The following is a 26,872-nucleotide window of genomic DNA, read 5'->3' as shown; positions in this document are numbered from 1 at the left end:
AGGCGTTAGTCGTATAGTTAGATGAATACAATTGCTACGACTAGGCCGACAGAAACCCCCATTTTTCCATACATTCTGCCTTTTGTCTTGATAGACTCTTCTGCTTCAGCTACCTGTCTGTCTAATTGCATGTTCAGTAAACTGAAATGTTCCTGCTGCCTGCTGAAATCGCTTTGTCCAAGAAAATCCCCACACTTTTTCATGATGGAGATATCTTCAAGGGTTAAAGATGAACCGCCGTATATATGATCCACAGCTGTTTTCCAGATTTCTGCAATGTTCATATTTTCAAGACTGTAAGCCGAAAGACATTCTCGGAGCAGAATCGTACGCTCCTTGTTATCTGCTGCCTCACTGGCCAGCCTTTCAAAGATCTGGGGCAGAGGTTCCTTAAAATAACTCATTTCAGTAGAAATATGTACGAGAAGTTCTTTGAAGTCGACAAGCAGGATCCGCCGCCTCTTAATCTCGGAAGCTTTATAAAAGCCGATGGTCGTACATGCAGCAAAGGCCATAAGGAGCCCTAAAAACTTAATCACGCAGCACCTCCCTGACTGTGCCAACGGCGGGAACATCAGTGAGAAATATGATTACATTAAAAGTTTTATTCTCAATGAGCTCTATGATCTCAGAATTTTGCAGATCCGCAGTATCATTACCGTGGATTGTCGTGATCACTTTCACCCCGCAGTTTACACAAGTTTTAATTGCAGCAACATCCTCCTTCTTTCCAATTTCGTCAGTGATGATGACCTGGGGCGACATAGAACGAATCATCATGATCATCCCTTCTGCCTTGGGACATCCGTCCAGCACATCTACCATCATACCGAAGTGATAGGAACTCACTCCGTTATACATGCCAGCAATTTCTGAACGTTCGTCACAGATGCCGACCTTGTAGCCTTTCGTGCTGATGTTTCTCGCGATATCACGAATCAAAGTAGTCTTTCCACAATTAGGCGGTGACACGATTAGGACGTTATTGAGACTTTTATCATCGTTGATAATCAGATGCATCAAGGTATCGGAACATCCGACAATTTCCTTTGAATATCTGATATTAAGGGAACTGATATCGCGAATCAGTGTTACCTTCCCTTTGTCTATTACAGCTTTTCCGCAGATGCCGACCCGGTGGCCTCCATCAATGGTGATGAACCCTTTTGCCAGATCTTCTTCATAGGCGTAATAAGAAAATTTCATCAAATTATTTAACAGATTATTAATATCACTGCCTTCTATTCTGCCTGACAAAGATATTCTTTTTCCACCAGAAAATACTTGGATTTCCCGGCCTTTGTACACCCGTACTTCTTCAATGGCTTCCTTTGTCCACTGATCCAAATTGTTGATCTGATGCTGAATCTTTGGCGGGAAGCATTGGAATACTTTTTCAAAATGATTCATAAAGCTTACCTTGTCCTTTCCATATATCATATTCTGCGGACAGGCAAATATGATTAGGATTTTAAAATATTTTTTTCTGGCTAGAATCGTAACACTCCACTATAACACCAGACTTTTCATTTGTGTTAAAATACTCTAAGAAGTACGGAGGTAAGAAAATTGAACACATATAAAACATCAGAAGTCGCAGAGATGATTGGTATCCATCCTAATACAGTCCGCCTATATGAGAAATTAGAATTGATTCCTAAAGCTCAGCGGCTTGCGAACGGTTATCGAGTCTTTACAGATTTTCACGTGGCACAGCTACGGCTTGCACGTATCGCCTTCCAAATTGAAGTCTTGCAGAATGGCTTGCGTAAAAAAGTCGTCGACATTGTAAAGGTTTCAGCAACTGGAGATTTTGATAGCGCACGCAGATTAACAGAAGAATATTTGAAACAACTCCGCAGGGAACGTTTACAGGCTGAGGCGGCAGTAAATATTACAGAGCGAATTTTATCAGGAGAACGGGTAGAAAATACGCATTTCATGAAAAGAAAAGAGGTGTCCGTTTATCTGGGGATTTCGATGGATACCCTGCGGAACTGGGAGATGAATGGCCTGCTGGCTGTAAAACGGAAAGAAAACGGTTATCGCGTTTATACCGATGAGGATTTGCAGCGTCTAACCATCATTCGCACCTTACGCGTTTCAAATTATTCTTTGGAAGCAATTCTACGCATGCTCTCTCAACTATCAAAAAATCCACAGGCTGATATCAGGGAACTACTCAATACACCCGATGAGGAAGCAAACATCATCACAGCTTGTGATAAACTAATTTCATCTTTGAAAGAGGCAGTAAAAAACGCACAGTTGATGATAGAGATGCTAAAGGATATGAAGACAAAATTTAAATAACCCTCCACTTTACCACCAATGTTTTCATCGGTGGTATTCTTTTGTTGTAAAAGAATGGAGGTACAAATTATGGAAGACATCATCAGAGTTAACAACCTGACTAAAACTTACGGAACGCTGACTGCTGTGGACAAGGTGAATTTGTCTATAAAATCTGGCACGGTATTCGGCTTGCTGGGCGCCAACGGAGCAGGCAAAACTACGACCATTGAGTGTATCCTGGGTACAAAAAAGGCTGATGGCGGAACTGTTTCGATTATGGGGATGAATCCCCATTCTGAACGAAAGAAATTATTTCAAAAGGTGGGTGTACAGTTTCAAGAGGCTGCTTACCAGGATAAGATTACCGTTGCTGAGTTATGTGAATTTACAACCGCACTCTATGAGAATACGACTGATTTTCTGGAACTTTTATCAAAGTTTGGTATTTCAGACAAGGTAAAAAGCCCTGTCAAAAATCTATCAGGCGGACAGCGGCAGCGGTTGTTCATCGTTTTGGCGCTGATTCCAAAGCCAGAGGTGGTTTTTTTAGATGAACTGACTACAGGGCTTGATGCCAGATCTCGCCGAGACGTTTGGAAAACGCTTGCAGGCTTAAAAGAAATGGGACTGACGATTTTTCTCACATCCCACTTTATGGACGAAGTGGAGGCTCTTTGCGATCAGATCTGTATTTTAAAAAGAGGGATCATTGTTTTCTATGGCACTGTGACTGAAGCAATCAGGCAAAGCCCCTATGAGAAATTCGAAGATGCTTATCTATGGTTTACAGATGAGGAGGGATTAAAATAATGAAGACATTTAGAACAATGATGAAAATTGAACTGAAACTTTCACTGCGCGGTATGGATATGCTCTTATTTGCAATCTGCATGCCCATCGTAGTATTGGCAATTTTAGGTATGCTTTACGGAAACAAGCCGGCTTTTGAAGGGGCAGACTACACTTTCCTGGAACAGTCCTTTGGCGCACTGACTACGATATCGATTTGTGCAGGCGGTGTCATGGGATTACCTCTGGTGGTGTCCGATTACCGTGATAAAGGTATTTTGAAGCGATTTCAGGTGACACCGATCAGTCCCCTGCTGATTTTATCGGTACAAGTGGTGATTTACACCCTATATGCACTAATTTCTCTGCTGCTTCTCTATCTCTGTGCTGCTATCTTTTTTGACTTCCACTTCCAGGGATCTTTGCTGAAATTTCTAGTCTATTATTTATTGGTAGCCTTATCCATGTTCAGCATCGGCATCATGGTAGGCGGTGTTGCACCTAATACGAAGACTGCCAGCATTGTGGCCAGTGTGCTCTATTTTCCTATGTTGGTTTTCTCCGGCGCTACCCTGCCCTATGAGATTATGCCAGCAGCGCTGCAAAAAGTTGCCAGTCTGATGCCGCTGACCCAGGGAATCAAGCTGCTAAAAATTGCCTCTTTGGACTTACCAGCGGACAATATTTTCATTCCCGTCCTCACCATGTCTGCTGTGGCACTGGTTTGTATCGGCATCTCACTCAAGTTTTTTAAGTGGGAATAAGTGCAGCAAAAAACCTGCCGTTCAAGAATCCGATTCTTGTTCAGCAGGTTTTTATTGTCTGTCAGATTGCTCATATACAGATGGCAATTACGGCAATGGTATCTTATCGCTCATTACATATATTTTTGTTTGAACTCACTCGGATTTATTATCTCAGGTGATTCAATATCAATATCTGTAAAATCTTTGTCTCCAGTTATAAGAATGTCTACCTGCTCCCTTATAGCGGTATAAATTACAGGATAATCCTTTAAATCTCTTATGGAAACAATATCTTCCGGCATATCATCTAATGTATACACAAATTCATAAGCAGTATTGGCAAGGAACATCTCTATTGCTTCTTTTTTTTCTGGAAATTTTCGCTTAGTGACTGATATCAATTCGTCTAAAACATATGATGACAGCACAACCGTATGGTTTTGCATTATGAAGGTCAAAACTTGTGCCACCTGTGACTTTGGAAAAAAGATTGCAGACACCAGTATGTTGGTATCTATCATAATCCTCATCTATACTTGCCCCCGTTCTCTTTTCTCACCTCTTTGATCATGTCAACAACTTCCTCAAGTGAAGAAACGCCCAATTCTTCAGCTACGCCCTCAAATTCTTTTTGTGCCATCAAAAGAGCGTCAACGGATGCATTCCGTATAACGATTTCGTCACCATTCTTTATAAATAAAATATTGTCGCCTTCTTTTACGCCAAGTTTTTTCCTTATATTGATAGGAATTGTTATCTGGCCTTTTGAAGTTACTCTTGCTTTTTCCATCACTTTCCCCTTCCTGTCATTTCATATTCCTTACTTTCCTTACTTTATTATACCGCATATCAGAAAAAACGCAAGCACTTAACAATGAGGTATTCGAGAAGCTCTATTAAAATTTACATCACTTATCTCCCCGCAAGGTTAAAGTTCCGACAAAATCGCCCTGCGCGCCTGGTATCTGATGCAACTGTATCTCCTGAATCGTTATCAACAACCCGTGTTGACTACTGTCCGTTTTGCGCAATGGTAACAGTCAGCGTAAACTGTCCTGCGAGAAATTGCGTCGCATAAAATAGCTTTCGCCTTTTTGCACAAAACCAAATACGGGAAGGGATTCTGTCTTTGGTTTTTGATTCTGCAGTTTCTCCAGGTTGTCTATCATGTGCTCTCCTCCTTTCAGAAAATACCGTCAGGCCGCATATTCTCTCAAAATGATTTCCACTGTTTTAGCAGCTTCCTCCACTAAAGAATAGCTCCCTTGGCAGATACACCAATCAAAAGTGATGCCCCTGACCAGCTTCATCAAGAACTCTGTGGCTTGTGCAGGATTGATTTCTTCGCGCAATTGACCTGATGAGACGCCTTCTTCTAAACTTTCCTGGATAAAGCAATAAGGGTAGCGTTCTGTGCTGAGAGTATATTTGTTGCCCGTGGTAAGGGTATATTTATACACATCGCCGATAAATTTCCATCCCAACTCCTCCATGACCAGGTTGGCTTCTTTGAAGAGGCAGAGGATTTTTTTGGTGCAATTGGCAAAGCTGCGGTTCTTCATACCTTCTTCGATATAGGCATCTATGCTCTGATAGCCTCTTTCAATGATACTCTCCTTTGAAGGGAAATGATGATAAAAAGCCCCTACAGATACGCCGGCGGCTTGACAGATATCGATTACTTTAACCGCATCCATCCCTTTTTCTTTGAAGAGGCCGAGGGCGATTTCGAGAATTTTAATTCTAGTTTCCATTGCTTGTTGTTTTCTACTTGTGCTTTCTTTCATAGCCGTCTCCTATCTGTTTTCTTTATTTATTCTAACATATTTTTATGCCTTTTTAAATAATTGACATTTCTGAATATTCGAGTTATAATTTTTACAGAACTAGATTCGGTGAATTTAATTCTGTAAATGCTGCTATATTTATAATGTCTTTGCTGCTGATATTCATTTTCAGCGAAAGGCAAGTAAGGAGGAACTTATGGGTATTTTATATGAACAGACCGATATCATGGGCTGGGCTATATGGTGTGCAGTCCTCTTTGGATTGATGGCCTTCAACGAACTGGCCAGATCTAGCAAATGGTTCGGACTTATTTTGTTATTCGTACTGCCCTTGATTTTGACCATTACCGTCTGGCCGACGACGGCCGCTCCCGGGAATGAATATGGAACAGGAAACTGGTTTAACTGGGCCAAGACCTATTCTGCTTTGGCTGGCTGTCTGGGATTCATGGCAATCTGCTACATACCAAAATTGGAGAAGTCCAAATTCGCCCTTTATTTCCCACCATTGATTTTGGCGTTTAATATCTTAGAAGCTGTCTTCAGAGACTTCCAATGCTTCTCTTATGGTGCTTTTGATGGAGAATACATCAACCACCTATGGGTCATGTCTGGTTCTTGGAATATCATGAACGGCATCGCCGGCCTGCTCAATATTGCAACAATCTGCGGCTGGCTGGGTATCTATGCGTCTAAAGGTAAACGCAAAGACATGATGTGGCCTGACATGATTTGGCCATGGATTATCGCTTATGATCTTTGGAATTTCGCTTATACCTATAACTGCATTGCAGATCATTCTTTCTACTGCGGCCTCGCCCTGCTTCTTTCATGCACCATTCCGGCTTTTGTCATTAAAAAAGGAATGTGGCTGCAGCACAGAGCACAGACTCTGGGATTTTGGACCATGTTTATCATGACATTCCCTAGTTTTGCAGACCGGATTGCGCCGGTGTCTACGACTCATAATCCGACCATGTTTTTTATCGTCAGCTTTCTGTCTCTGACCTTTAACCTGGGGCTGGCAATCTATCAGTTCAGAAAAATCAAAAAGAATAAGTTGAATCCACTCAAGGATGAGTTGTACAAAGATACGAAAGCCTATCAAAGTGTCGTCAGTGAGGACTGACATTCGGTAATACGTGTTCAGATGATATTTCCTATGTTATAAAAGAGGGACTACCAGCCGGAAGCTGATAGTCCCTTGATTGTTCCGGTTTAATTTGCCTTCTATGTTCGAAGACAAGAAAGTATACTTTTCGCAAAAAGTGGATTGAGGCTGTCCTTTTCAACACCCAAGCTCTGATATACAAACCCAAGCTGCTCTTCTGCACTGCTGTTAAAATGCTCGCGACCGACTCGCTCTGCTATCTTGATAATCCTTTCAATCAGTACAATGCCATTCTTTGCAATCTGTACAATTTCCTTATTTGTGTACGCTCGATCCCATGCCGGACAGTACCACTGCACTTTTGGCAGATACATCAGAGTTTCAATAGAATCAATGCTTCTCTGCGGCTCTGTAAAAATTGGAATATCTCCTGGTGCAGGTATGACATCGCCAATGAAGGCAACAACAGAATTTGAACTTTGCAGGATGTAACTGACAGATCCTGCAGAATGTCCAGGTGTTTCCAGCGCTTTGATTGTCATGCCCTCTTCCAAAGAAAAAACACTGTCACTAGAAACAAAGCTGTCAATTGTGACAGAACGGTTCAGCAGATTGTAGAAGCCGGGAATCGGCCGCTCCCTGAACTGGCGGTCGATGTCTTCCAGCCACTTTCTTTCTCCCCTTCCGGCAACGATTTGACAGCCGCTCAGCTCTTGAATTGCCGCAGCACTGCCCATGTGATCAGGATGAGAGTGGGTCAGAAAAATAGTTCTAATTTCCTCTATATCTCTACCTAGTTCAGCCATATATTCTTTGATGACGTCCTCCGAACCTGAGACACCACTGTCGATTAAATAACAGGATTTGCCTGTAATCAGATAGACATAGACATAACGTTTGAGACTTTCAGTAATATTGAAATCAATTTTAATTTGATGAACCTGGTTACAAATTTTCATTTACATCCTCCTCGATGATGATGGCCTGACTATTTACTGAATTGATTCTTTTATAGGCGATTTTATGATATTCTTTTGAATCAAAGCAGTGATTCAGGGCATCTCTTGTTGGAAACTCTATCAAAATGAAACGATTGGGATGCCATCCAGAATCCAGAGGTGTGATGTTTTCTGAACGAATGAGATAGCGACCGCCATAACTTTCCACAATCGGTTTGACTTGATAAATATATGCGTCATACTCACCTCGCCCCTTCTCCTCACCCATTTTAATGGTTACTGCAAAATATACCATAAGACTCCTCCTTTGTCGAATGCAAGTAAACACTTGCATTCCTGAGTAATAAATAGGTGCATAATCACTTATGCACCGCGATTGTTTATGCGATTCCTTGTATAAAAGTACGTACACTTGCGTTGATGTATTCTTCTTTTGACAAAGGTGATAATTGATCGTCAAAGGACGCTTGCAGAAAAATGAAACCAAAATTCATGGAGAGAAATGTCATAGCCAGAGATTCCGAATCTGCTTTCTTTATTTTTCCCAGGCACTGCATCTCCTCAAAATAAGCCGTCAGGCAGTTTTTGAATATGGCAGGAACTGCCATGATTCCTGCAGCAGTATCACCAATAAGCTCCGGTGTCCTCAGCCCAATGGAGACTTTGACCATTTTGGGTGTAACTTTTTCCATATACAAATTTGAAAATCTGATCAGGTCTGATTCCAGTTCTCCTGTGTACACAGCGAGATCTTCTTCCTTCAAGTCGGGTTTCCACTCTGGCAGTTTCATAGCTGAGAGGACAATATCCTTTTTTCCTTTGAATTTACGAAAAATAGTGCATTCGTTTATGCCCGCCTTAAACGCGATGTCCTTTGTCGTGGTCAGAGAATACCCCCTGTCCATAACTAAATTCATCGTCGCATTGATAATCTTTTCTCTTGTTTCGTCTATCATAGTCACCTCTTGATGCAAGTATATACTTGCATTTTAACATGTCTGCTGATGAATAGCAAGAAATGGAGTTAATTTTTGAATAAGAGGTCGATTTTCTCTCTATCGTAATCTAAAATCTGATTAATGTTCATCATATTTCTTATTTTGGACATTGGTACCGTGGCAGCCCCTTGCTATGGCTTCCATATTCAATAGCCTCTGCAGGACATCCGCAGATGCACGCCATGCAGTGTGTACAGTTTTTGCCCCACGTCGGCTTCCCGTTGGCCATGTTAATATTGTTAAGAGGACAGTCTTTTTGACATTTGCCGCAGCTGATGCAAGCATCGGTGGCATAGAATTTCTTGGCGTGGATGATCGTCGGATAATAGATGGTGTTAATCAGGCTGCTTTTGATTTTGCCGGAAACTGTTTGACCAGGTTCGTCGAGATTATTTCCTTTTACAATATCGTCGATTACTCCACAGATTGCTGGCTCCGCTCGTTCAATGATTGCCGCAGCCTCTTCTTTTTCTGGTGTTGTAAAAAGAGCAACATAATTCTCTGGCATGACGATTTCAGCACAACCTCGATAATCAAAATCTTTTGCATTACAGAGTTTTCTAAGATATCTGCCTGCATTCCCAATATCACTGCCACAGGTCATGACAAAATACACTTGATGGTTTCCTGGAAAGTGAGAATTTCGTATCCAGCTGTCTACAATCCGCGGTATACGCCAACCATAGGTGGGAACTACAAAGATAAGTCGTTCGTTGTCAACAGTTTTTGGTGCAGATTTATCGCTTTTAATTTTGTCGTTGATAGAACAGATTTCTTCGCCTGTCACCTCAGAAATTCTCTTTGCAACATAGGCGCTGTTGCCTGTACCTGAAAAATAAAATAACATGATGCCTCCTTTATTTTATAACCCTTTAAAATATAGCCAAAAGAGCAATGAGATGTGCAGTATGCAAATTGCGGGCACTCCGATGGTAAAGTTCTTATGTCTCGTTTTATGTCTGAAAACCTTCATCGCCAGCAGAGCGCCTATAGAACCGCCAAGAAAGGCAAGGAGTAAAAGCGTTGATTCGCTGATTCGCCAGCTCCCCTTTTTCGCTTTCCACTTGTCAGCGCCGTAAAGGCTGAAGGTGAGGATATTTATAAAAACAAAGTAAATCAATACGACCATGATGCCCTCCTATCGAGTTCCATTGTAACATTTTTCCCTTATCATGTCATCAAATTAAACGAATATGTGCTGCAAATCAAAAGAGCCTTCATTTGCGAAGGCTCTCTTCTGCTGCATCTTTCTCTTAAGAAGCTTAGTCATCTAATCCTTTCTTCTTGTAAATCCTCATAAAAACAATGATTCCGATGACAATCCAAGCTACACAGACACCGAAGGCAATCATATTGTCTCTGCTCATCAGCGGTAATTTGCTGTAGGCCGCTCCATAAATCGTATAAAGAGAAGTGGTCGGCACCAGAACAGATACTTTTTCGAAAAAGTTGTTCATAGTGGAAAATACAGGCGGTACCAGAAAGAGCATCATCAATGGCGTTCCCAAAGTCCCAGCCGCCATTTGATCCTTTGCTGAAATGCCCACTACGGCGCCAAATATGATAATTGCCAAAGAAACGATAAAGATGACACCCAGATAAAGAGCGAAGAGGTTCATCGCCAGACCACATAAGAAATAGATGATGACACTTTCCGCAATCATCAGAATCAGACAGACTGCCGCTTTGCTGGCAATGAACTCTGCTCCGCTGACATTTGCCATCATCAGAGATCTCAGTGTATGTTTCTCCTTTTCTTCAGAAATCAACATCGCTAGAATATTTAGTGGAATGACAGAAAGTGTTAAAACACTGCACATCAGCAACGTAAAATAAGGCGAGAACGATTCATCGGCGCCACCATTCATTAAAAACTTATAGAGCAGAACGAACAAAATCGGCAGCACTAGCATGAGTGATATGTTACGATTCATAAAGCAGTTTTTAAAGTCCTTCTTAAATAATGCGCGAAATACATGTAATTTGATCCCCATCTCATCTTCCCTCCTCTGTCAATGTCAAAAATACTTCTTTTAAGCTGGGCTCTATCGAATGTATCATGACAATCTCTTCACATTTTTGCAAATAGTCGATTAAAGCGGATTTCGCTAAGGTAAGGGATTCTTTCCCCAAATTTGAGGTTACCTGTACCTGTTTTTTTGCATATTTCAATTTCAATTCATAGGGGCTGCCGCATTCTATGATGTGCCCCTTGTTAAGCAGAGCAATGCGGTCGCACATTTCGTCGGCTTCTTCCATGTTATGCGTAGTCAGAAATACAGTGGTTCCGTTTTCTTTCATCTGTCGGATCAAATCCCGCACTTCCTCAGCGGTCGACGGGTCCAGATTTGCTGTCGGTTCGTCCAGGAACAGCAGCTTGGGCCCGTGAAGAATGGTTCTAGCAAAGATCAGTCTCTGCTTCATTCCTTTGGAGAGCTTTTCCACCGATTTCTTTTTCTCTTCGTAAAGGCCAACATCCTGAAGTACCTGATCTATTCTCTCTGCAGGCAGTCTGTAGATTTCTGCGAACAATTTCAGATTATCATAGACAGTCGCTTTTTCGTACAGACCGCTGTTATCACTCATGATACCAATTTTCTCTTTTATTGTTTCATCAAAGGGCGATTTCCCTAGCACTTCGATTTCTCCCTGGTCGCTGTGCAGCTGTCCGCTGAGAAGCTTGATCGTGGTGGTTTTACCTGCGCCAGAAGGCCCCAGGTATCCAAACACCTCTCCTTTTTTTATGGTGAAGGAACAGCTATCTAAAGCTACAGTCTCGTTAAATCTTTTCGATAGATTCCTTGTTTTGATTACAGTCTCCATTCAATTATTACCTCCCAATTTCTATCTTACCAATGATTTTACGCAAAAAAAGCACCTTCGCAATAAAAATACGACGAATGGTGCAAAAAAAGTGCTGAACGGTGCAGGATTGATCAAAATTGAAAGGTGTCTTTCAGCTCCTGGATTTTCGCTTTGCTGAGGGGAACCATGAATTCCTTATAGTTTGCCAGCCGCAGTGAATAAGAACTCCTGGTCCACCTGACGATTTCTGTCACTTTCTGAATATTGACCAGATAGGATCGATGACAGCGATAAAAGCCGAAATTCTTTAACTTTTGTTCTAATTCGTCTAAGGTTAATTGTGATACATAGCCCTCTTTTCTCACATAGACATAGCATTTGCCGTCATTGGCTTCAATATAATCGATATCTTCTGGATTAAACAAGAAAATATTACCTTCAGATTTCACTGACAGCTTGTTGAGAAGCAAGGAATCCCCTTCATCACTTTCTGACGGATCTTCCTGATCCACCAGACGAATGCCTGTTTCAGAAAGAAAATAGTGATCTCCAGGACAGAGACAGATTTCCTTCAATGAAGGCGATACAGAGATGATGCGCCTGCCCTGTTCTATTTCATAGGACATCCAGGACACTACCATTTTCATAGCAGCTTCTTCTAAATCCCGCAGAGGCTCCACCATGAAAATGGTTTGGCAGTCTAATAAAATCTGTCCTGCGATGCGAACCCTGACTTTTTGGCTGTCTGTACACTGTGACAGTTTGATGCTGCCGATGTCAGCAAGGTGCATCGCTTCAATGGCAGCCTCCAACAGGTTTCTATGCTTAGTCAGATTTGCAAAAAAGGAAAGGTATTCCCGCACTCTCATATGTTCATATAAACCGATATTGCGCAGATAGACCGAAGTGTTTTCTATCGCGCTGAAATAGCTGATCAGTTCGTTGGTAATCTGCAGAGAACATTCGCCGTGAAAGCTTCTGCCGCTTTCAATTAACTCCAATAGTTCTTTTTCCATTTTATTTCCCCAAGTATTTCTGACGCATTTCTTCATTTATAGCCAAAATCCGCGCCTGTAGTTCTCTGGCGGGCATTCGTAATGCGCCCTGACCGAAGACCATCATCTGTTCCAGCCCGTCAGAGGTGGCAACGGTGATGCGAATCTTTTTGATGTTTTCCAGAACAAATTTTTCTATATATTGGTCAGCAGTCTGTCCCTCTTTCGTGTAGATCACTCTCAAATCCCCATAGCTTTCTGTACTGCCATTATTTCCAGGCTGCTTATAGGCGTCGAATATCAGGAGGATTTTTTCGTTGGTATACCCTTGATAATTCTGCAGCACTTCAATCAAAAGACTGCGGGCGCTTTCCAAATTCAGCTTGGACATCTCTTTGAGTTCCTCCCAGGCAAAGATGATGTTGTAACCGTCAATCAGCAGGCAGCTCTCTGTCTTACTGTCGCTGAAAGCGTTTTTCACCCGCGGTCCAGCAGTCATTTCAAGAGGTTTGACGACTCGTGCGCTCTTCTTAAATTTAGACTGGTCTCTTTTGCTGATACCGTAAGTCATGCGAAATACGGCTTCCAATTCTTCATCGCTGTATCGCCTGCTGCCGGAGGCTGCACCGCTATTGCCGTCACTGTCTGCCAACTCTTTTGGGCTTTCTAAAGCGCTCGATAAATGCATATGCTGCTCGACTTCATTCCATGGAACGACGACCCCGCTGCCGTGAGAACAAAATACCGAACCGCAGGGATTTTCTAAATCCCTATCCGCATCATATTTCGCTGCGGCGATTACTTCTTCTGCATTGTGACATGGAAAGTAACCTTTCAAGAAGCAGAATAACCGACCTACTCCCTTAGTATAAGAGACAACTTCTTTTTGATAGCCATTCATCGTTGCAACCGGTGCGTCGCCAGTAAGTACTGTTGTTTCGCCGAAACTCTCAGGCGGATTGCAGGTGCCGTACATCTTCTGCACGTCTGACATCGCCCTGCCCACCAGTTCCTGTGGTATTTCCAGGCGATATTCGTAATACGGTTCTAAAAGGATGCTTTTGGCCTTGCGCAAGCCTTGACGGACAGCGCGATACGTTGCCTGGCGAAAGTCGCCGCCTTCTGTATGTTTGACGTGAGCTTTTCCCGCAGCCAGTGTGATTTTTATATCTGTGATTTCAGAACCAGTCAATACACCGAGATGTGGTTTTTCCGTCAGATGAGATAAAATCAGACGCTGCCAGTTACGATCCAGTACATCTTCACTGCAAGACGCAGTTGTAACCATGCCGCTTCCAGGCGGCAAAGGCTCTAGAAGCAGATGCACTTCGGCGTAATGACGCAGCGGTTCAAAATGGCCGACACCTTCCACCATATCTGCAATGGTCTCCTTATAGATGATGGTTTCACTGCCATAATCTATTTGCATGTCAAAACGTTCTGCAACCAGTTTTTTTAAGATTTCGCCCTGCACCTCTCCCATCATCTGAATGTGAATCTGCCTTTTCGTCTCATTCCAGACTACGTGTAACTCCGGAATTTCTTCTTCCAGCAGTTTTAATTTCATATAAGCACTGTGCTGATCATAACCTTCCGGCAGTAGAACCTGATAGGTTATGACGGTATCCAGCAACGGATCAAAACCTCCCTCGCTGGCTCCCAGCCCCTGACCGATATGGGTATTCGCCAGACCTGTCACGGCGCAGATTGTTCCCGCTTCCGCTTTTTCTATACTTTGAAAGCGAGCACCGGAATATATTCTAATCTGATTGACTTTATCCTCACCGACTAAGTCTTTTACACGGAGAACGCCGCCGGTAATTTTCAAGTGGGTCAGTCTATTCCCATGTTCGTCTCTGGTGATTTTGAAGACCCGGGCAGAAAATGCTTCGCTGTAAGACGGACAGAGGGTAAGCTTCCCAAATTCATCTAAGAATTCTTGCACCCCTTGCATTTTGAGAGCAGAGCCGCTGAAGCAGGGAAAAAGTCTGCGTTTTGCTGTCTGGTGAGCAATTTCCTCATCCGTAACGATTCCAGTCTCCAAATATTTCTCCAAAAGCGCTTCGTCACAGAGAGCCGCTTGCTCAAAAAAAGACTCGTCTTTTTTATCTGCCAGAATACAGTGTTCACTAAGCCTGTTACGCAGTTCGACCATGATATATGACAAATCCGCTCCCTCCTGATCCATTTTGTTGATAAAGAGGAATGTAGGAATCTCGTATCGTTCTAGGAGTTTCCACAGAGTCTGTACCTGCCCCTGGATGCCATCAGGTCCGCTGATAACTAAGATGGCATAATCCAAAACCTGCAGGACGCGCTCCATTTCGGCAGAAAAGTCCATATGTCCTGGTGTATCCAGCAGTGTGACTTCTTTTTGCTCTAAGGGAAATACAGCCTGCTTTGAAAATATCGTAATGCCCCGCGCACGTTCCAGCTCAAAGGTATCAAGAAAAGCATCACCGTGGTCTACTCTTCCAAGTGACCTGGTGATGCCATTCAAATACAAGATGCCTTCGGACAGCGTCGTCTTTCCTGCATCCACATGGGCGAGTATTCCAATTGTCAATTTGTTACTCTTCTTCATTTTCATCATTCTTGTTTACTGCCTTATTCTCTTCATCGACAAATTTGCAGCCACATTCGTAACACTGCCGCTTGGCTCTGAGGATAACGATGAAATTTCCTGTCCAAACTGGTGCGCCGCAATTTGGACAGATAAAACTTTTCCGTATGTATTTTCCAAAGAAGTATTCGATAATCATAATGATAACCATGGCGGCCAGAGCGATAGCCGCCAGTTCGTTACTCCAGCCCATAGAAAAGACGACAAAGACGAGAATCGCACTGATGATGCCTTTTTCTATCAATTCAATTTTCTTGTACTTCCAAAGGGTATGCTTGTACTTCCCTTCTGGTATTTCTTTGTATCCTTTGAACATGCCGAGTACATTTATATAGATGAACGCGATTAATAAAACTGACGCTATGGCAAATTTCATTGTTCCTCCTCCTTCTCTTCCTCACTGGTTTCCTGGTTAATCGTAATTTTCACTTTTTCGATTCGTCTTTCTTTGACAGAGAGAATTGTGAAGACATAGTTTTCGAAAGTAACTTCTCGATTTTCATCACCCTCCTCAGGAATTTCCCCTAGTATGTCAATCAAGAATCCACCGATGGTTTCACTATTCTCAGACTCTAAATTAATATTCACTTCTTCATTGAGGTCGTTGAGAGAAACATTACCATCTACATAATAATTGTTATCGTCAACTTTGTCGATGATATGCTCTTCTTCATCGTATTCATCGTCGATATCACCGACGATTTCTTCGATGATGTCTTCCATGGTGACGATACCGCTGAAACCGCCGTACTCGTCGATTAAAACGGCAATGTGCTGCTTCTCAATCTGTAATTCAAAGAACAGCGCATCGATATTCTTTGTCTCTGGAACAAAATATGGCTTTCTCAGGATTGCCCTGATATCGACTTTGTCAAAACCGGACTCTCTGGCTTTGATGAGGTAGTCTTTAATATGAAGAATGCCGATAATATTATCCGTTTCATCTTCGCAGACCGGAATTCTCGAATACCGCAGTTCCATCAACTGATCCAGGTATTCTTCTGCAGGATCGTTGATGTCGATTAAGAAGACATCTGTCCTCGGTGTCATGATTTCATAAGCAAGCTCATCGTCGAACTGAAAGATGCTGTTGATCATCTTCTTGCCTTCTTCTTTAATTTCACCGCTTTGCTGTCCTGCTTCCAGAATGGACATGACCTGTTCTTCTGAATAGCCGCTGTATTCGATATCCGTTTTTTGTCTGAAAATCTTCAGAAAGATATCGGCAATCAAGGTAAGCAAAGCAACGAAAGGTGTCAGAATGATGACGAAAAATTTCTGCACACCAGCAAAAGCTAAGGCAATGGATTCGCTGTGCTGCTGCGCTAGTTTGCGAGTAAAAAACTCGCTGAAAGTTATCAAGGCCACTACATAAATTGCAATGGACAGAATGTCGCTGTTTGGCAATCTGATGGTAAAAAACAAGCCGACTGTGATGAACACGTAGCTGAGGAACCGATTGGTAAATCGATAGTGTGTCGGCTTGTCGAGGAGTATCTGCAGCTTTGCTGCAGTTTTGTCCTCGTCTGCCATTTGCCTGATTTTGTTTCGGCTGACAGTATTCATCGCAGTATTGGACAATACTGTGATGCCGTTCAGTATGATTGTGGCAATAATAAAGACAATTTGTAGTTGTAAAGGGATGTTACTGGGGTCGGATGTCATTAAAAATCACTCCTTTAATGTCGAATTGTATTTGCGCAGAATATAATTTTCTTTTACTGGCCGGTTCATTTTTATTTTAAGGATTTGCTGTGGATGTGGGGCTGATTCTAGCCTTTCACCGCTTTCTGCATCGTACATTTCCTCTAAGATCTGTGTAAAAAACGGAATATCCGGTCCGAAAATTTCGATTTCTTCGCCGAGAGACATTTTGTTCCTCTGCTCTACGATGGCGATGGCTGTATCCGCATCATAGCTTCTGACAATACCAACAAAAGAATATTCTCGCGTGTAGGCGCTGGTCTGATAATTTTGGTCCTTGTTGGTAGGTTTGTCAAAGTAGAAACCTGTGGTGAACTCTCTATGACTGACTTTTTTTAATTCAGACAGGCATTCCGGTTTGAACTCGTACCGCTCAGGATCAGCAAAATACGCGTCAATTGCCTGCCGATAGGCATGAACAACCGTTGCTACGTAGAATACACTTTTCATTCGGCCTTCTATCTTTGCTGACATAATACCCGATTCCACAATTTGCGGGATATGCTCAATCATGCAAAGATCCCGAGAATTGAGAATATAGGTTCCCCGTTCATCCTCTTCTACGGGGTAATACTCTCCCGGTCTCTTTTCTTCCACTAAAGAGTATTTCCATCGGCACGGATGGGCACACATCCCCCGGTTAGCATCTCTTTCAATCATAAAATTACTCAACAGACATCTGCCTGAGTAAGAAATGCACATAGCGCCGTGGACAAAAGCCTCAATCTCCATATCTGCAGGAATATTTTCTCTGATTTGACTGATTTCAGAAAAAGTCAGTTCTCTGGCCAGTACCAGCCGTTTTACGCCCATCTTATGCCAAAATCTGGCAGTCCTGAAATTAGTCATATTTGCCTGGGTGCTCAGATGGATTTCCGCCTCGGGGATGATCTCCTGTATTAAATCAATGATGCCGGGATCAGATACGATGAAAGCGTCAATGCCGATATCTTTAATCTTCTCCAGATAAGCGGTCAACGGTTCGATGTCTTCGTTATGTGCGAAGATGTTCATCGTCAGATAGCACCGTTTTCCTCTTTCGTGGGCAAAGCTGACGCCTTCTATCATTTCTTCGATGGTCAGATTCCCTGCTCCGGCTCTGAGACTGAACATTTCGCCGCCGAAGTATACAGCGTCGGCACCATATATGATTGCTATTTTTAACTTTTCTAAATCGCCTGCAGGTGCAAGCAGTTCAAATTGCTCTCTATCCATTTTCTCCTCTGTATATGGATACTGCAATGCCGTCTCCGATACTCATTAAAGTAGTATCCAAAGTCCTGTCGCTGCAGATATAATCCACATATTCTCGCATTTTTTTTATATTTGTCTTATGTTTTCCGTTGATATCGAATTGGTCGGAAACAGTCATGGCGCGCTGCAGGATGTTGTCAGATATGATGAGGGCGTTTTCCTCACATAGGGCAATCGCTGCGTCAAAAAATCGCTTATAATGACTCTTTGCTGCATCGATGAACACAAAATCGAAGCCGTCGATTCCCTGGTCGCGCAGTTTTTCTATCTGTTCCTGACCGTCTCCAAAGAGTGAATGAATGCGGTTCTCAAGCCCGGCAGCAGCAATATTGTGCCTGGCAGACCTGGCTGCGTATTCATTTTTTTCGATGGTATAAATCTCCGCATCCTCGCAGCTTTCAGCAAAATAAAGAGCGGAATAACCGATTGCCGTTCCTACTTCCAATATTTTTTTTGGCCGCTTCAGTGCCAGAACCATATTGAGAAAGCTTTCCGTCTCCTTCAGTATGATGGGCACATTATCCTGTTCGCCGATCTGCCGCAGATGTCCGAGTCTGCTGCTCAACGGCCGATAGCGGTGATTGATGTATTCTGTAACTAAATCGTTAGTGATGTTCATTTACTCCTGACCCTCTAGTGCTTTATAGTAGGCGTCCTTGTCCTTCAGGAACTGGTTGTAATCGCTGGAGAATTTCTGTGTGCCGTCCAGTTTATCGCTGACAACAAAATACAGATAGTCTGTATCTTCCGGATACAGGGCGGCTTTAATAGAAGCCAATCCCGGACAGCAAATCGGTCCTGGAGGAAGTCCGGCGTTGATGTAGGTGTTATAAGGTGAAGATATTTCTGTGTCCGCATTGGTCAGCGTTTCTTTTTGCTTGCCGAGGACATACTGCACGGTAGAACACATCTGCAGCGGCATTTCTTCTTTCAGACGGTTATAGATGACGCTTGCTACTTTGCCGCGTTCTTCATCTACCTGGCATTCCCGCTCTATGACGGATGCGATGACCATGATGTCGTTGATAGAATAACCCAGCTTGTCCGCCTGTTTTTTAAATTCGTCAGTGAAAACGCTGTCAAACTGATCTAACATAGTTCTGATGATGGTCTCTTCGTCAGCATTGTATTCTATGGTGTAAGTCTCTGGGAACAAATATCCTTCGAGGTGATTTTTTCCTGATTGTGCACCTTTGAGGAAGTCATAATCAAAATTGCCGTTTTTCAGTAAAGATTCAAATTTTGTCTTATCAACCAGACCTTCAGATGCCAGTTTGTCTGCCATTTGATAGATGGTGTATCCTTCCGGGATTGTAACAGTCATGTTGTTGGTTTTTCCACTCATGATAATATCTGCGATTTCGGAGAGTTTCATGGCAGGAGAAAGCGCATAGTTCCCAGCCTGGTATTTACTGTCGTATCTTTTAAATTTTGAAAAATACTTAAAAGATGTGGCACTTTTAATGATGCCTTTTTCTTCTAAGAGACTGCCGATATCATCTGTAGTAGAACCTGCCTCGATGGTTATATTGATGGTGTCCTTTTTACTGCTGTCAAAAGCCTTATCCAGGCTGTTCATATACAGCATGAAGCCGGCAAAGGCGATGACCACTAGGACTAATACACAAAAAAGTCCAAATATAACTTTGTTCTTCATCAACGTCTTCATATCTTACCTCATATATTTCTAAAGGGACGCAAAAATACGTCCCTTCTCGGTCTAGCATATTCTTTTTATAACGTAGTTTCTGTCATTTTCAGATTTTTATTTGGATCTTCCTAGATAATCACCAGTTCTGGTGTCAATCTGAATCTTTTCTCCTTCTTCGATGAAGATAGGAACCTGTACGACTGCTCCGGTTTCTACTGTGGCAGCCTTTGTAACGTTTGTGGCAGTATCGCCCTTGACGCCTGGCTCTGTCTCTATGACTACCAGGTCAACAAAGTTCGGCGCCTCTACGATAAACGGTTTCTCTTGGAAAAATTTGATTGTGGCTTCATCGTTTTCTTTCAGGAATTTGATCGCATCTTCAACCATATCCTGACCAATTGGAACCTGCTCAAAGGTTTCGTTGTCCATGAAATAATAAAGTTCTCCGTCGTTATAGAGATACTGCATTACCTTTGTTTCGATATGTGCATTCTCGAATTTATCACTGGGATTGAATGCTTCTTCTCTTGTTGCTCCCGTAATGATATTCTTGTATTTTGTTCTTACGAAAGCGGCTCCCTTTCCAGGCTTTACATGCTGGAAATCAAGCACGACATGAGGTTCTCCATTAATCTGAAATGTCATTCCTTTTCTAAAATCACCTGCTGTAATCATCGGTCTATTCTCACTTTCTTTTAGTTTATATTGTATTTTTTCTGCACGATAGTACATTTTCTGATAAAAGTATTATACCAAATTTATCCCATGTTGCCAAGTCCCATTACTTCGCCAAGAATCTTGTACACATCGTTCATCATGAGGGAAAACCTCATTTCTGCCTGCATGTACTGTGCGGCCATAGGATCTTTCATGATAATCTGATATAAGTTCTGAATCTGCTGGCTCATGTCAGGAGCAGCTTCCTCTCCCATCATCTGTTTTGCCTGCGCCTCGAACTGTTTGGACTGAAAGTCTTTGATCATCTTTGACAACTCTTCGTTTTCATCGACGACCTTCTTCAACTGGTCATATTGCTTGAATTCTTCTGACTCTCTGATGGCTGCCGCCAATCCATGAGCTTGATCATATACGTTCATGTTGCACCTCTCTATGCTCTTGTGGGAAATTTGCACTTTTCATATTTCAATTGCCCGTGAATTTTCTGTCTCTGGCAAGGCGTCAAGTGACTGCCTCTCAGAGCGTACATATAGTACGTGAGAAACGAAACCAGAGACGAAAAAGTCAGGCAGTTTTATACGGCTTAATCCAGCCAATTTCTTGCAGAAATCGGCCCAGGCCATTATACGTCTAGGAATATCGGCAGTATAATCGGACTTCTCTTGGTCTTTTTAAAGATAAACTTGCGCAGCTCTTCTCTGACACTGTTTTTTATACCGCTCCAATCTCGATTGCCAGCTTCCAGACTGTCTTCCAATGCCTGATGCGCAATTTTTTTCGCATCATTGATCAGATCTTCGTTTTCTCTGACGTAAACAAATCCTCTGGATACGATATCAGGACCGGATATAATTTCACCCGAAGCCCTATCGATTGCCGACACCACGATGATCAGACCTGATTCTGAAAGCAGCTTTCGATCTCTCAAAACGATGTTTCCTACGTCTCCTACGCCCAATCCATCGACCAGAATGTCATCTGCATTGACGACGTTGTGAAACTTAACGGCGTTTCGTTTATCTACTGACAATTGATCCCCGTTAGATAAGATGAAAATCCTGTCTTTTCTCATTCCTACGCTCTCTGCAATAACGGAATGCTGTACCAGATGTCTGTATTCGCCGTGTACTGGCATGAAGAACTTCGGTTTGATCAAAGTGTGAATCAATTTCAATTCTTCCTGGCAGGCGTGGCCAGATACGTGGATATCTGCGATATCGTTGTAGATGACTTCTACTTCTTTTTCAAATAATTTATTTACAACGCTGGATACTGTTTTTTCATTGCCGGGAACAGGTGAAGATGAAAGAATGACCATGTCCCCTTTTTTCAGCTTGACGTTCCGATGCTCGTTGTTTGCCATTCTCGACAAAGCTGACATCGGCTCTCCCTGACTTCCTGTGGTAATAATGACTAGCTCGTTGTCCGGTATGTTTCTCGTCTTATTCAGTTCAACATATGCGCCTGCAGGAATGTGCAGGTAACCGAGTTCGATGGCTAGAGTGACTACGTTTTCCATGCTTCGACCGGAAACAGCTACTTTTCGTCCGTATTTCACAGCAAGTTCGATGATTTTCTGTACTCGGTGGACATTTGAGGAGAAGGTAGCAATAATGATTCTATTCTTCGCTTCTCGAAATATTCCGTCCAATGTCTGGCCTACCACCTTTTCAGATGCTGTGTAACCTTTTCGCAGAGCATTGGTGCTGTCCGCCATCATCAAGTCTATGCCGCGTCTGCCGATTTCAGCGAATTTAGCGAGATCAATTGGTTCTCCATCGATGGGTGTATAGTCAATTTTAAAGTCGCCTGTGTGAAAGATAGACGCAACGGGCGTCTGGATATACAGGCAGATGGCATCGGCAATGGAGTGCGTTGTCCTAATGGCTTCAATTTTGAATTCTCCCAATTTGAACTTATCCCCAGCCTTAATAGTGTTCAGTTTCGCCTTCAAACCGTGTTCTTTTAACTTATTTTCAATCAGCCCCAGAGGAAGCCTGGTGCCGTAAATCGGAACATTGATCTGCTTCAGCAGGTATGGAACTGCTCCGATGTGGTCTTCGTGTCCGTGGGTAATGACCACGCCCAAAATTTTGTGCGCGTTTTTCACCAAATAACTGAAATCAGGAATGACAACGTCGATTCCGTACATTTCATCCTCTGGGAAAGTCATACCACAGTCGATGAGAATCATCTGGTCTTTATACTCTAATACCGTCAGGTTCTTACCGATTTCGTTAAGTCCTCCGATGGGTATTACTTTTAGATTGTCGGCTTTCTTGCCCTGCTTTACAGGATTTTTCTTTGGTAGTATCTTATTGACGGTTTTCTGTTTAGCCGGCACTTCCTTTGTCGGTGGTTTCTTAACTGCAGCCTTTTTTACAGGCGGCTTTTTGCTATTGTAATCTCTCATGTTCTCCCCTTTACTTTATAACGATATTTACAAGCTTGCCAGGGACAGCAATGACTTTTACTACGTTCTTGCCTTCTGTCAAAGCTTGTACTTTGTCATTGGAAAGAGCAATTTTTTCCAGATCTTCTCTGCTTAGATTGTTTGCAACGTTTAACTTTTCTTTCACTTTTCCGTTTACCTGAATAACGATTTCTACTGTATCTCTTACTAGTGCGTCTTCATCGTAAGACGGCCATGAGACCGCAGTCAGTGATTGGTCATATCCAAGCGCTTCCCACATTTCCTCACAGACATGAGGGGCAAATGGTGAAAGGATCATTACGACTGTATCGATTGCCTTTTTCATGAAGGCCTGGTTTGCATCTTCCAATTCTTTGTATTTATATAATTCATTAACTAATTCCATAATAGAACTGATTGCAGTATTGAAGCTGAATCTGCCTCCTACGTCCTCAGTTACTTTCTTTATGGTAGTGTTAAGTACATAGTTCAGTTCTTTATCTGCATCTGACTTTATTTCATAATCAGTTTCTCCCTGATAATTCTGACTGAAATCACTGACCAGACGGTATACTCTGTTGAGGAATCTGTAGCTTCCCTCTACACCTGCATCTGACCAGTCCAGTTCTCTTTCTGGCGGTGCAGCAAAGAGAATAAATAATCTGGCTGTGTCGGCGCCATATTTTTTGATGATTTCTTCTGGACTGACAACATTGCCCAAAGATTTGCTCATTTTCTTTCCGTCCTTGTTTACCATTCCCTGGGTCAGAAGGTTCTTGAACGGTTCTTCGTCTTTAACCAGTCCCAGATCGTGCAGTGCCATTTGGAAGAATCTAGCGTACATCAGATGAAGAATTGCATGTTCAACTCCGCCGATATATTGATCGACGTTCATCCAGTAGTCTGCTTTTTCTTTATCAAAGATAGCATTTTCGTTTCTAGGATCGCAGTATCTCAAGAAATACCAGGAAGAATCCAGGAAGGTATCCATGGTATCCATTTCTCGCGTCGCTTTCTTGCCGCATTTCGGACAGGTGCACTCTGCAAAAGTCTTTGAGGTTGTCAGCGGTGACTCTCCCTTGCCTGTGAACGCAACGTCAGTCGGCAGCATTACGGGCAGGTTTTCTTCTTTTTCTGGCACCCAGCCGCATTCCTCACAGTAAATCATCGGAATCGGTGTTCCCCAATATCTCTGTCTGGAAATCAGCCAGTCACGCAGCCTGTAGTTGACAGTTTTCGTGCCGATACCCTCTTCTTCCAGCCAGTCGATCATGGCGGCGATGGCTTTTCTGTTATTGAGTCCGTCAAACTTGCCGGAGTTGATCATGGTACCCTCAGCATCAAAAGCTTCTTTCAGATTATTGACATCGACTGCCGGGTCTTCGGAATTGACCACTGGTATAATTTCCAAATCAAATTTCTTTGCAAAGTCAAAGTCTCTCTGATCGTGAGCTGGTACAGCCATGATGGCGCCAGTACCATACCCCATCAGTACATAGTCTGAGATGAAGATTGGAACCTTCTTGCCATTGACTGGGTTAACAGCATATCTGCCGATGAAAACACCTGTTTTTTCATTGGTAGTGGAAGTTCTTTCGATGTCGTTCATGTGCTGTACTTTATCAAGGTAGTCCTGTACAGGCTTTTCATATTCTGTATCCTTCACTAGTTCCATCACATAAGGGTGTTCTGGCGCCATAACCATATAAGTTACACCGAACAGCGTGTCTGCGCGGGTGGTGAATACTTTCATCAGTTTATCTGTTTCGTCGATTTTGAAATCAATTTCAGCACCGATAGACTTTCCAATCCAGTTTCTCTGCATGGTTTTGACCTTGGCAGGCCATCCATCAAGGGTGTCCAGATTGTCGAGCAGCCTGTCTGCGTAATCGGTGATTTTGAAATACCACTGAGAAAGATTTTTCTTTCCTACAGGTGTCTTACATCTTTCGCAGCAACCGTCAACGACCTGTTCATTGGCAAGTACGGTCTGGCAGCTCGGACACCAGTTGACCGGATTCTCTTTTTTATAGGCCAGTCCTTTGTTGTAAAACTGAATGAAGATCCACTGCATCCACTTATAATAATCCGGATTGCAGGTCTGAACCTCTCTGTCCCAGTCATAGGAAAGTCCCAGCTGGTCCAACTGGTTTTCCATCTCATGTATGTTTTCCCATGTCCACTTGCTCGGTTCCGCGCCGTGTTTGATGGCAGCGTTTTCCGCCGGCAATCCAAAAGAGTCGAAGCCCATCGGATGCAGCACGTTATACCCCTGCATCTTCTTGCATCTAGCTACGACGTCTCCGATGGAGTAGTTTCTCACATGACCCATGTGCAGTTTTCCCGACGGATATGGGAACATTTCGAGCACATAGTATTTTTCTTTACTCGTATCTTCTACTGTCTTAAAACAGTCGTTCTCTTTCCAGTATTTCTGCCATTTTTCTTCGATTGCTTTAAAATTATACTTTTCGTTCATATCGCTTTTCTTACTCCTCCACATCTAAGAAGCTGCAGTCTCCCCACACCTTCTCGATATTATATTTTTCTCTCATCTCTTTGGTGAAGATATTGACGATCACATCACCGAAGTCCATGAGTATCCATCCAGAATTTTTCCCTTCAATACTTTTTACTAAAAGTCCTTCCTTCGCAAACTGTTCCTCTACCTCGTCTACAAGTGTATTGACTTGTCTTTCGGAATTACCCGATGCGATTACGAGATAGTCTGCAAAAGATGATTTCTCCATAATATCTATGACGACAACATCTGTTGCCTTCTTGTTATCCAGCAGTCTGGCTGCCAGTAATGCAAAACTCTTATTTTCCATTCAATCTCTCCTTAATGGACTCGTCCCAATTTACAAGGTAAATTGAGGGAGAGTCCTTATGCTTTAACGCCCCAGCTTTAGCTGGTCAGGCTTTCGTCGTATACTTCATAAAATAATCTCTGGCAAGCAGTGTATCCTGATCTAAATAGTTTCCTTGTCCCTGCACGTATTCTATGGTTCTAGTCAAAGATAAGAGACATGCCTCATTCAAATCGTGTTTAGCGGCTTCTCTGAGTGCGTCCACGCCGGGATAATTTCTATTGGGTTCGATGGCATCGGCGATGTATATGATTTTTTCTAATAGTGACATCCCTGGCCTTCCCGTCGTGTGATAACTGACCGCATTGATGATATCCTCGTCTTCAATATGATAGTCTCGCTTCATGATGACAGCTGCGATTTTACTGTGAGCGAGATTACAGTTGTTCAGATATTTTTTGTCTAAATTCAGATGTTTGATATAGTAATTGAGCACATCTTCTGAAACGCCGCGGTACATATCGTGAAATAAGGCTGCCAGTTCAGCCTTGTCCACATCGGCTCCATATTTTTCGGCTAAAACGATCGCAGTCTTTCTGACTCCTTCTGTATGAATTTTTCTTTTCTCAGAAAAATTCTTTTCTATATAGCTATTTATAGAGTCCGTGTTCATCAATATACCTTTCTATCTGTGTAGGAACTAAGCTTTCTATGCTCTGTCCAGATTTGATGTTATTTTTTATCTCTGTCGATGATACTTCAACAATTTCATTGTGAAGCATCCTGATCTCGGCATTGTATTTCTCTTTCAGTCTTTTCGCTGTGTTTTCTGTCTCACTGATCTTGTATCCCGGCCTGATGCCGATGATAAACGCGAATTCACGCAGCAGTTCTTTCCCCTTGTACCATTCTTCCAATGTCAAAAAGGAATCGGTGCCCAGAATAAAATAGAACTTATCATCTGGATACTCCTTCTGCAATAGTTTCAGGGTCTTATAAGTATAGGAAACCCGCTGGCTGAAAGCTTCGATGGTAGAAACACGAAGCTTTCTATTTTCTTCAGCTATCAGGCGGACCATGTTAACCCGGTCCTCTTCTGATGCCATCTCTCTGCCGATTTTAAAAGGCTGAACCTTTGTCGGCAGAAGTATGACTTCTGAAAGATCAAATTCTTCGATGGCAGCTTCTGCAATGGACAGATGACCAAAATGAAAAGGATCAAAGGTGCCGCCTAATATACCTATTTCACTCATT

The 26,872-nt window shown here is 42.7% G+C and carries 30 protein-coding genes; 4 read left to right on the top strand and 26 right to left on the bottom strand.

Annotated features, from left to right (window positions below; all coding sequences use genetic code 11):
* Positions 1 to 17: 17 nt before the first annotated feature.
* Together ACMQ5W_RS16705 and spoIIIAA are read right to left on the bottom strand one after the other, a co-directional pair.
* Positions 18 to 539 (bottom strand): stage III sporulation protein AB, encoded by a 522-nt coding sequence (locus ACMQ5W_RS16705; protein ID WP_419026154.1) that lies wholly within the window; start codon positions 537 to 539, stop codon positions 18 to 20.
* Complete coding sequence (gene spoIIIAA, locus ACMQ5W_RS16700) at positions 532 to 1,410, bottom strand: stage III sporulation protein AA (protein WP_419026153.1); 879 nt, start codon at positions 1,408 to 1,410, stop codon at positions 532 to 534. Before spoIIIAA ends, ACMQ5W_RS16705 begins: the two co-directional genes overlap by 8 nt.
* Positions 1,411 to 1,569: 159 nt before the next feature.
* On the opposite strand from spoIIIAA, the gene ACMQ5W_RS16695 reads away from it, so the two are divergent.
* The 3 genes from ACMQ5W_RS16695 (at position 1,570) to ACMQ5W_RS16685 (ending at position 3,848) form a co-directional block, all read left to right on the top strand.
* Positions 1,570 to 2,313: a MerR family transcriptional regulator gene (locus ACMQ5W_RS16695; RefSeq protein WP_419026152.1), complete on the top strand. Its 744-nt coding sequence runs from the start codon at positions 1,570 to 1,572 to the stop codon at positions 2,311 to 2,313.
* Positions 2,314 to 2,382: 69 nt separating this feature from the next.
* On the top strand, positions 2,383 to 3,105 hold the full coding sequence (locus tag ACMQ5W_RS16690; RefSeq protein WP_419026151.1) for an ABC transporter ATP-binding protein: 723 nt from the start codon (positions 2,383 to 2,385) through the stop codon (positions 3,103 to 3,105).
* A complete protein-coding gene (locus ACMQ5W_RS16685) occupies positions 3,105 to 3,848 on the top strand; it encodes an ABC transporter permease (RefSeq protein WP_419026150.1) in 744 nt (247 codons plus the stop codon). The genes ACMQ5W_RS16690 and ACMQ5W_RS16685 overlap by 1 nt, the downstream gene beginning before the upstream one ends.
* Before the next feature lie 113 nt (positions 3,849 to 3,961).
* On the opposite strand, the gene ACMQ5W_RS16680 is transcribed toward ACMQ5W_RS16685, so the two are convergent.
* From ACMQ5W_RS16680 to ACMQ5W_RS16670, 3 genes are all read right to left on the bottom strand, one after another.
* Positions 3,962 to 4,351 carry a putative toxin-antitoxin system toxin component, PIN family gene (locus ACMQ5W_RS16680; protein WP_419026149.1) on the bottom strand — a complete coding sequence of 130 codons (390 nt, stop codon included), beginning with the start codon at positions 4,349 to 4,351 and terminating at the stop codon, positions 3,962 to 3,964.
* Positions 4,352 to 4,356: 5 nt separating this feature from the next.
* A complete protein-coding gene (locus tag ACMQ5W_RS16675; RefSeq protein ID WP_419026148.1) occupies positions 4,357 to 4,620 on the bottom strand; it encodes an AbrB/MazE/SpoVT family DNA-binding domain-containing protein in 264 nt (87 codons plus the stop codon).
* Positions 4,621 to 5,026: 406 nt separating this feature from the next.
* Complete coding sequence (locus ACMQ5W_RS16670; RefSeq protein ID WP_419026147.1) at positions 5,027 to 5,617, bottom strand: TetR/AcrR family transcriptional regulator; 591 nt, start codon at positions 5,615 to 5,617, stop codon at positions 5,027 to 5,029.
* 196 nt (positions 5,618 to 5,813) lie between these two features.
* On the opposite strand from ACMQ5W_RS16670, the gene ACMQ5W_RS16665 reads away from it, so the two are divergent.
* Complete coding sequence (locus ACMQ5W_RS16665) at positions 5,814 to 6,746, top strand: DUF5692 family protein (RefSeq protein WP_148492029.1); 933 nt, start codon at positions 5,814 to 5,816, stop codon at positions 6,744 to 6,746.
* Positions 6,747 to 6,847: 101 nt separating this feature from the next.
* Here ACMQ5W_RS16665 and ACMQ5W_RS16660 read toward each other — a convergent pair whose 3' ends face one another.
* The 21 genes from ACMQ5W_RS16660 to nadD all read right to left on the bottom strand — a co-directional run bounded on the left by ACMQ5W_RS16660 (position 6,848) and on the right by nadD (position 26,871).
* Positions 6,848 to 7,687 carry an MBL fold metallo-hydrolase gene (locus ACMQ5W_RS16660; RefSeq protein WP_419026146.1) on the bottom strand — a complete coding sequence of 280 codons (840 nt, stop codon included), beginning with the start codon at positions 7,685 to 7,687 and terminating at the stop codon, positions 6,848 to 6,850.
* Complete coding sequence (locus tag ACMQ5W_RS16655; RefSeq protein ID WP_419026145.1) at positions 7,674 to 7,982, bottom strand: DUF1330 domain-containing protein; 309 nt, start codon at positions 7,980 to 7,982, stop codon at positions 7,674 to 7,676. The genes ACMQ5W_RS16660 and ACMQ5W_RS16655 overlap by 14 nt, the downstream gene beginning before the upstream one ends.
* Before the next feature lie 85 nt (positions 7,983 to 8,067).
* Positions 8,068 to 8,643 (bottom strand): TetR/AcrR family transcriptional regulator, encoded by a 576-nt coding sequence (locus ACMQ5W_RS16650; protein ID WP_419026144.1) that lies wholly within the window; start codon positions 8,641 to 8,643, stop codon positions 8,068 to 8,070.
* A 139-nt stretch (positions 8,644 to 8,782) separates the two neighbouring features.
* Complete coding sequence (locus ACMQ5W_RS16645) at positions 8,783 to 9,532, bottom strand: EFR1 family ferrodoxin (RefSeq protein ID WP_419026143.1); 750 nt, start codon at positions 9,530 to 9,532, stop codon at positions 8,783 to 8,785.
* Between the two features lie 15 nt (positions 9,533 to 9,547).
* Complete coding sequence (locus tag ACMQ5W_RS16640) at positions 9,548 to 9,814, bottom strand: DUF1294 domain-containing protein (RefSeq protein ID WP_419026142.1); 267 nt, start codon at positions 9,812 to 9,814, stop codon at positions 9,548 to 9,550.
* A gap of 133 nt (positions 9,815 to 9,947) precedes the next feature.
* A complete protein-coding gene (locus ACMQ5W_RS16635) occupies positions 9,948 to 10,679 on the bottom strand; it encodes an ABC transporter permease (RefSeq protein ID WP_419026141.1) in 732 nt (243 codons plus the stop codon).
* A 1-nt stretch (position 10,680) separates the two neighbouring features.
* Entirely contained in the window at positions 10,681 to 11,508 is an 828-nt protein-coding gene (locus tag ACMQ5W_RS16630; protein ID WP_419026140.1) for an ABC transporter ATP-binding protein, read from the bottom strand.
* A gap of 113 nt (positions 11,509 to 11,621) precedes the next feature.
* Positions 11,622 to 12,506: a LytTR family DNA-binding domain-containing protein gene (locus ACMQ5W_RS16625; protein ID WP_419026139.1), complete on the bottom strand. Its 885-nt coding sequence runs from the start codon at positions 12,504 to 12,506 to the stop codon at positions 11,622 to 11,624.
* Between the two features lies 1 nt (position 12,507).
* Positions 12,508 to 15,069: an NYN domain-containing protein gene (locus tag ACMQ5W_RS16620; RefSeq protein ID WP_419026138.1), complete on the bottom strand. Its 2,562-nt coding sequence runs from the start codon at positions 15,067 to 15,069 to the stop codon at positions 12,508 to 12,510.
* Positions 15,056 to 15,484 (bottom strand): hypothetical protein, encoded by a 429-nt coding sequence (locus tag ACMQ5W_RS16615; RefSeq protein ID WP_419026137.1) that lies wholly within the window; start codon positions 15,482 to 15,484, stop codon positions 15,056 to 15,058. Before ACMQ5W_RS16615 ends, ACMQ5W_RS16620 begins: the two co-directional genes overlap by 14 nt.
* A complete protein-coding gene (locus tag ACMQ5W_RS16610; protein WP_419026136.1) occupies positions 15,481 to 16,773 on the bottom strand; it encodes a hemolysin family protein in 1,293 nt (430 codons plus the stop codon). The genes ACMQ5W_RS16615 and ACMQ5W_RS16610 overlap by 4 nt, the downstream gene beginning before the upstream one ends.
* A 6-nt stretch (positions 16,774 to 16,779) precedes the next feature.
* Positions 16,780 to 18,027, bottom strand: a complete 1,248-nt coding sequence (locus ACMQ5W_RS16605; RefSeq protein ID WP_419026135.1) for a peptidase U32 family protein — start codon at positions 18,025 to 18,027, stop codon at positions 16,780 to 16,782.
* On the bottom strand, positions 18,020 to 18,685 hold the full coding sequence (locus ACMQ5W_RS16600; RefSeq protein ID WP_419026134.1) for an O-methyltransferase: 666 nt from the start codon (positions 18,683 to 18,685) through the stop codon (positions 18,020 to 18,022). Before ACMQ5W_RS16600 ends, ACMQ5W_RS16605 begins: the two co-directional genes overlap by 8 nt.
* Positions 18,686 to 19,735, bottom strand: a complete 1,050-nt coding sequence (gene mltG, locus ACMQ5W_RS16595) for an endolytic transglycosylase MltG (RefSeq protein WP_419026133.1) — start codon at positions 19,733 to 19,735, stop codon at positions 18,686 to 18,688.
* Between the two features lie 96 nt (positions 19,736 to 19,831).
* Positions 19,832 to 20,392: an elongation factor P gene (gene efp, locus ACMQ5W_RS16590; RefSeq protein WP_148492042.1), complete on the bottom strand. Its 561-nt coding sequence runs from the start codon at positions 20,390 to 20,392 to the stop codon at positions 19,832 to 19,834.
* An 83-nt stretch (positions 20,393 to 20,475) separates the two neighbouring features.
* Positions 20,476 to 20,814 (bottom strand): YlbF family regulator, encoded by a 339-nt coding sequence (locus ACMQ5W_RS16585; RefSeq protein WP_419026132.1) that lies wholly within the window; start codon positions 20,812 to 20,814, stop codon positions 20,476 to 20,478.
* Between the two features lie 203 nt (positions 20,815 to 21,017).
* On the bottom strand, positions 21,018 to 22,808 hold the full coding sequence (locus ACMQ5W_RS16580) for an RNase J family beta-CASP ribonuclease (RefSeq protein ID WP_419026131.1): 1,791 nt from the start codon (positions 22,806 to 22,808) through the stop codon (positions 21,018 to 21,020).
* Between the two features lie 10 nt (positions 22,809 to 22,818).
* Positions 22,819 to 25,287 carry a leucine--tRNA ligase gene (gene leuS, locus ACMQ5W_RS16575; RefSeq protein ID WP_419026130.1) on the bottom strand — a complete coding sequence of 823 codons (2,469 nt, stop codon included), beginning with the start codon at positions 25,285 to 25,287 and terminating at the stop codon, positions 22,819 to 22,821.
* Between the two features lie 10 nt (positions 25,288 to 25,297).
* The gene (rsfS, locus tag ACMQ5W_RS16570) at positions 25,298 to 25,639 is read right to left on the bottom strand and encodes a ribosome silencing factor (protein ID WP_148492046.1); all 342 of its coding nucleotides are present in this window, start codon (positions 25,637 to 25,639) and stop codon (positions 25,298 to 25,300) included.
* Positions 25,640 to 25,724: 85 nt separating this feature from the next.
* Entirely contained in the window at positions 25,725 to 26,291 is a 567-nt protein-coding gene (gene yqeK, locus ACMQ5W_RS16565; RefSeq protein ID WP_419026129.1) for a bis(5'-nucleosyl)-tetraphosphatase (symmetrical) YqeK, read from the bottom strand.
* On the bottom strand, positions 26,269 to 26,871 hold the full coding sequence (gene nadD, locus ACMQ5W_RS16560; protein ID WP_419026128.1) for a nicotinate (nicotinamide) nucleotide adenylyltransferase: 603 nt from the start codon (positions 26,869 to 26,871) through the stop codon (positions 26,269 to 26,271). Before nadD ends, yqeK begins: the two co-directional genes overlap by 23 nt.
* Position 26,872 lies beyond the last annotated feature (1 nt).

This window comes from Emergencia sp. (assembly GCF_048465375.1).
Taxonomy (GTDB): Bacteria; Bacillota; Clostridia; order Peptostreptococcales; family Anaerovoracaceae; genus Senimuribacter.
This window is presented reverse-complemented; position numbering and strand designations above follow the sequence as displayed.

What these genes read in the sequence shown, in the direction of transcription:
- spoIIIAA (WP_419026153.1), bottom strand. Translation starts at nt 1,410, where the DNA reads ATGAATCATTTTGAAAAAGTATTCCAATGCTTCCCGCCAAAGATTCAG.
- ACMQ5W_RS16690 (WP_419026151.1), top strand. Translation starts at nt 2,383, where the DNA reads ATGGAAGACATCATCAGAGTTAACAACCTGACTAAAACTTACGGAACG.
- ACMQ5W_RS16685 (WP_419026150.1), top strand. Translation starts at nt 3,105, where the DNA reads ATGAAGACATTTAGAACAATGATGAAAATTGAACTGAAACTTTCACTG.
- ACMQ5W_RS16680 (WP_419026149.1), bottom strand. Translation starts at nt 4,351, where the DNA reads ATGATAGATACCAACATACTGGTGTCTGCAATCTTTTTTCCAAAGTCA.
- ACMQ5W_RS16675 (WP_419026148.1), bottom strand. Translation starts at nt 4,620, where the DNA reads ATGGAAAAAGCAAGAGTAACTTCAAAAGGCCAGATAACAATTCCTATC.
- ACMQ5W_RS16670 (WP_419026147.1), bottom strand. Translation starts at nt 5,617, where the DNA reads ATGAAAGAAAGCACAAGTAGAAAACAACAAGCAATGGAAACTAGAATT.
- ACMQ5W_RS16665 (WP_148492029.1), top strand. Translation starts at nt 5,814, where the DNA reads ATGGGTATTTTATATGAACAGACCGATATCATGGGCTGGGCTATATGG.
- ACMQ5W_RS16660 (WP_419026146.1), bottom strand. Translation starts at nt 7,687, where the DNA reads ATGAAAATTTGTAACCAGGTTCATCAAATTAAAATTGATTTCAATATT.
- ACMQ5W_RS16655 (WP_419026145.1), bottom strand. Translation starts at nt 7,982, where the DNA reads ATGGTATATTTTGCAGTAACCATTAAAATGGGTGAGGAGAAGGGGCGA.
- ACMQ5W_RS16650 (WP_419026144.1), bottom strand. Translation starts at nt 8,643, where the DNA reads ATGATAGACGAAACAAGAGAAAAGATTATCAATGCGACGATGAATTTA.
- ACMQ5W_RS16645 (WP_419026143.1), bottom strand. Translation starts at nt 9,532, where the DNA reads ATGTTATTTTATTTTTCAGGTACAGGCAACAGCGCCTATGTTGCAAAG.
- ACMQ5W_RS16640 (WP_419026142.1), bottom strand. Translation starts at nt 9,814, where the DNA reads ATGGTCGTATTGATTTACTTTGTTTTTATAAATATCCTCACCTTCAGC.
- ACMQ5W_RS16635 (WP_419026141.1), bottom strand. Translation starts at nt 10,679, where the DNA reads ATGGGGATCAAATTACATGTATTTCGCGCATTATTTAAGAAGGACTTT.
- ACMQ5W_RS16630 (WP_419026140.1), bottom strand. Translation starts at nt 11,508, where the DNA reads ATGGAGACTGTAATCAAAACAAGGAATCTATCGAAAAGATTTAACGAG.
- ACMQ5W_RS16625 (WP_419026139.1), bottom strand. Translation starts at nt 12,506, where the DNA reads ATGGAAAAAGAACTATTGGAGTTAATTGAAAGCGGCAGAAGCTTTCAC.
- ACMQ5W_RS16620 (WP_419026138.1), bottom strand. Translation starts at nt 15,069, where the DNA reads ATGAAGAAGAGTAACAAATTGACAATTGGAATACTCGCCCATGTGGAT.
- ACMQ5W_RS16615 (WP_419026137.1), bottom strand. Translation starts at nt 15,484, where the DNA reads ATGAAATTTGCCATAGCGTCAGTTTTATTAATCGCGTTCATCTATATA.
- ACMQ5W_RS16610 (WP_419026136.1), bottom strand. Translation starts at nt 16,773, where the DNA reads ATGACATCCGACCCCAGTAACATCCCTTTACAACTACAAATTGTCTTT.
- ACMQ5W_RS16605 (WP_419026135.1), bottom strand. Translation starts at nt 18,027, where the DNA reads ATGGATAGAGAGCAATTTGAACTGCTTGCACCTGCAGGCGATTTAGAA.
- ACMQ5W_RS16600 (WP_419026134.1), bottom strand. Translation starts at nt 18,685, where the DNA reads ATGAACATCACTAACGATTTAGTTACAGAATACATCAATCACCGCTAT.
- mltG (WP_419026133.1), bottom strand. Translation starts at nt 19,735, where the DNA reads ATGAAGACGTTGATGAAGAACAAAGTTATATTTGGACTTTTTTGTGTA.
- efp (WP_148492042.1), bottom strand. Translation starts at nt 20,392, where the DNA reads ATGATTACAGCAGGTGATTTTAGAAAAGGAATGACATTTCAGATTAAT.
- ACMQ5W_RS16585 (WP_419026132.1), bottom strand. Translation starts at nt 20,814, where the DNA reads ATGAACGTATATGATCAAGCTCATGGATTGGCGGCAGCCATCAGAGAG.
- ACMQ5W_RS16580 (WP_419026131.1), bottom strand. Translation starts at nt 22,808, where the DNA reads ATGAGAGATTACAATAGCAAAAAGCCGCCTGTAAAAAAGGCTGCAGTT.
- leuS (WP_419026130.1), bottom strand. Translation starts at nt 25,287, where the DNA reads ATGAACGAAAAGTATAATTTTAAAGCAATCGAAGAAAAATGGCAGAAA.
- rsfS (WP_148492046.1), bottom strand. Translation starts at nt 25,639, where the DNA reads ATGGAAAATAAGAGTTTTGCATTACTGGCAGCCAGACTGCTGGATAAC.
- yqeK (WP_419026129.1), bottom strand. Translation starts at nt 26,291, where the DNA reads ATGAACACGGACTCTATAAATAGCTATATAGAAAAGAATTTTTCTGAG.
- nadD (WP_419026128.1), bottom strand. Translation starts at nt 26,871, where the DNA reads ATGAGTGAAATAGGTATATTAGGCGGCACCTTTGATCCTTTTCATTTT.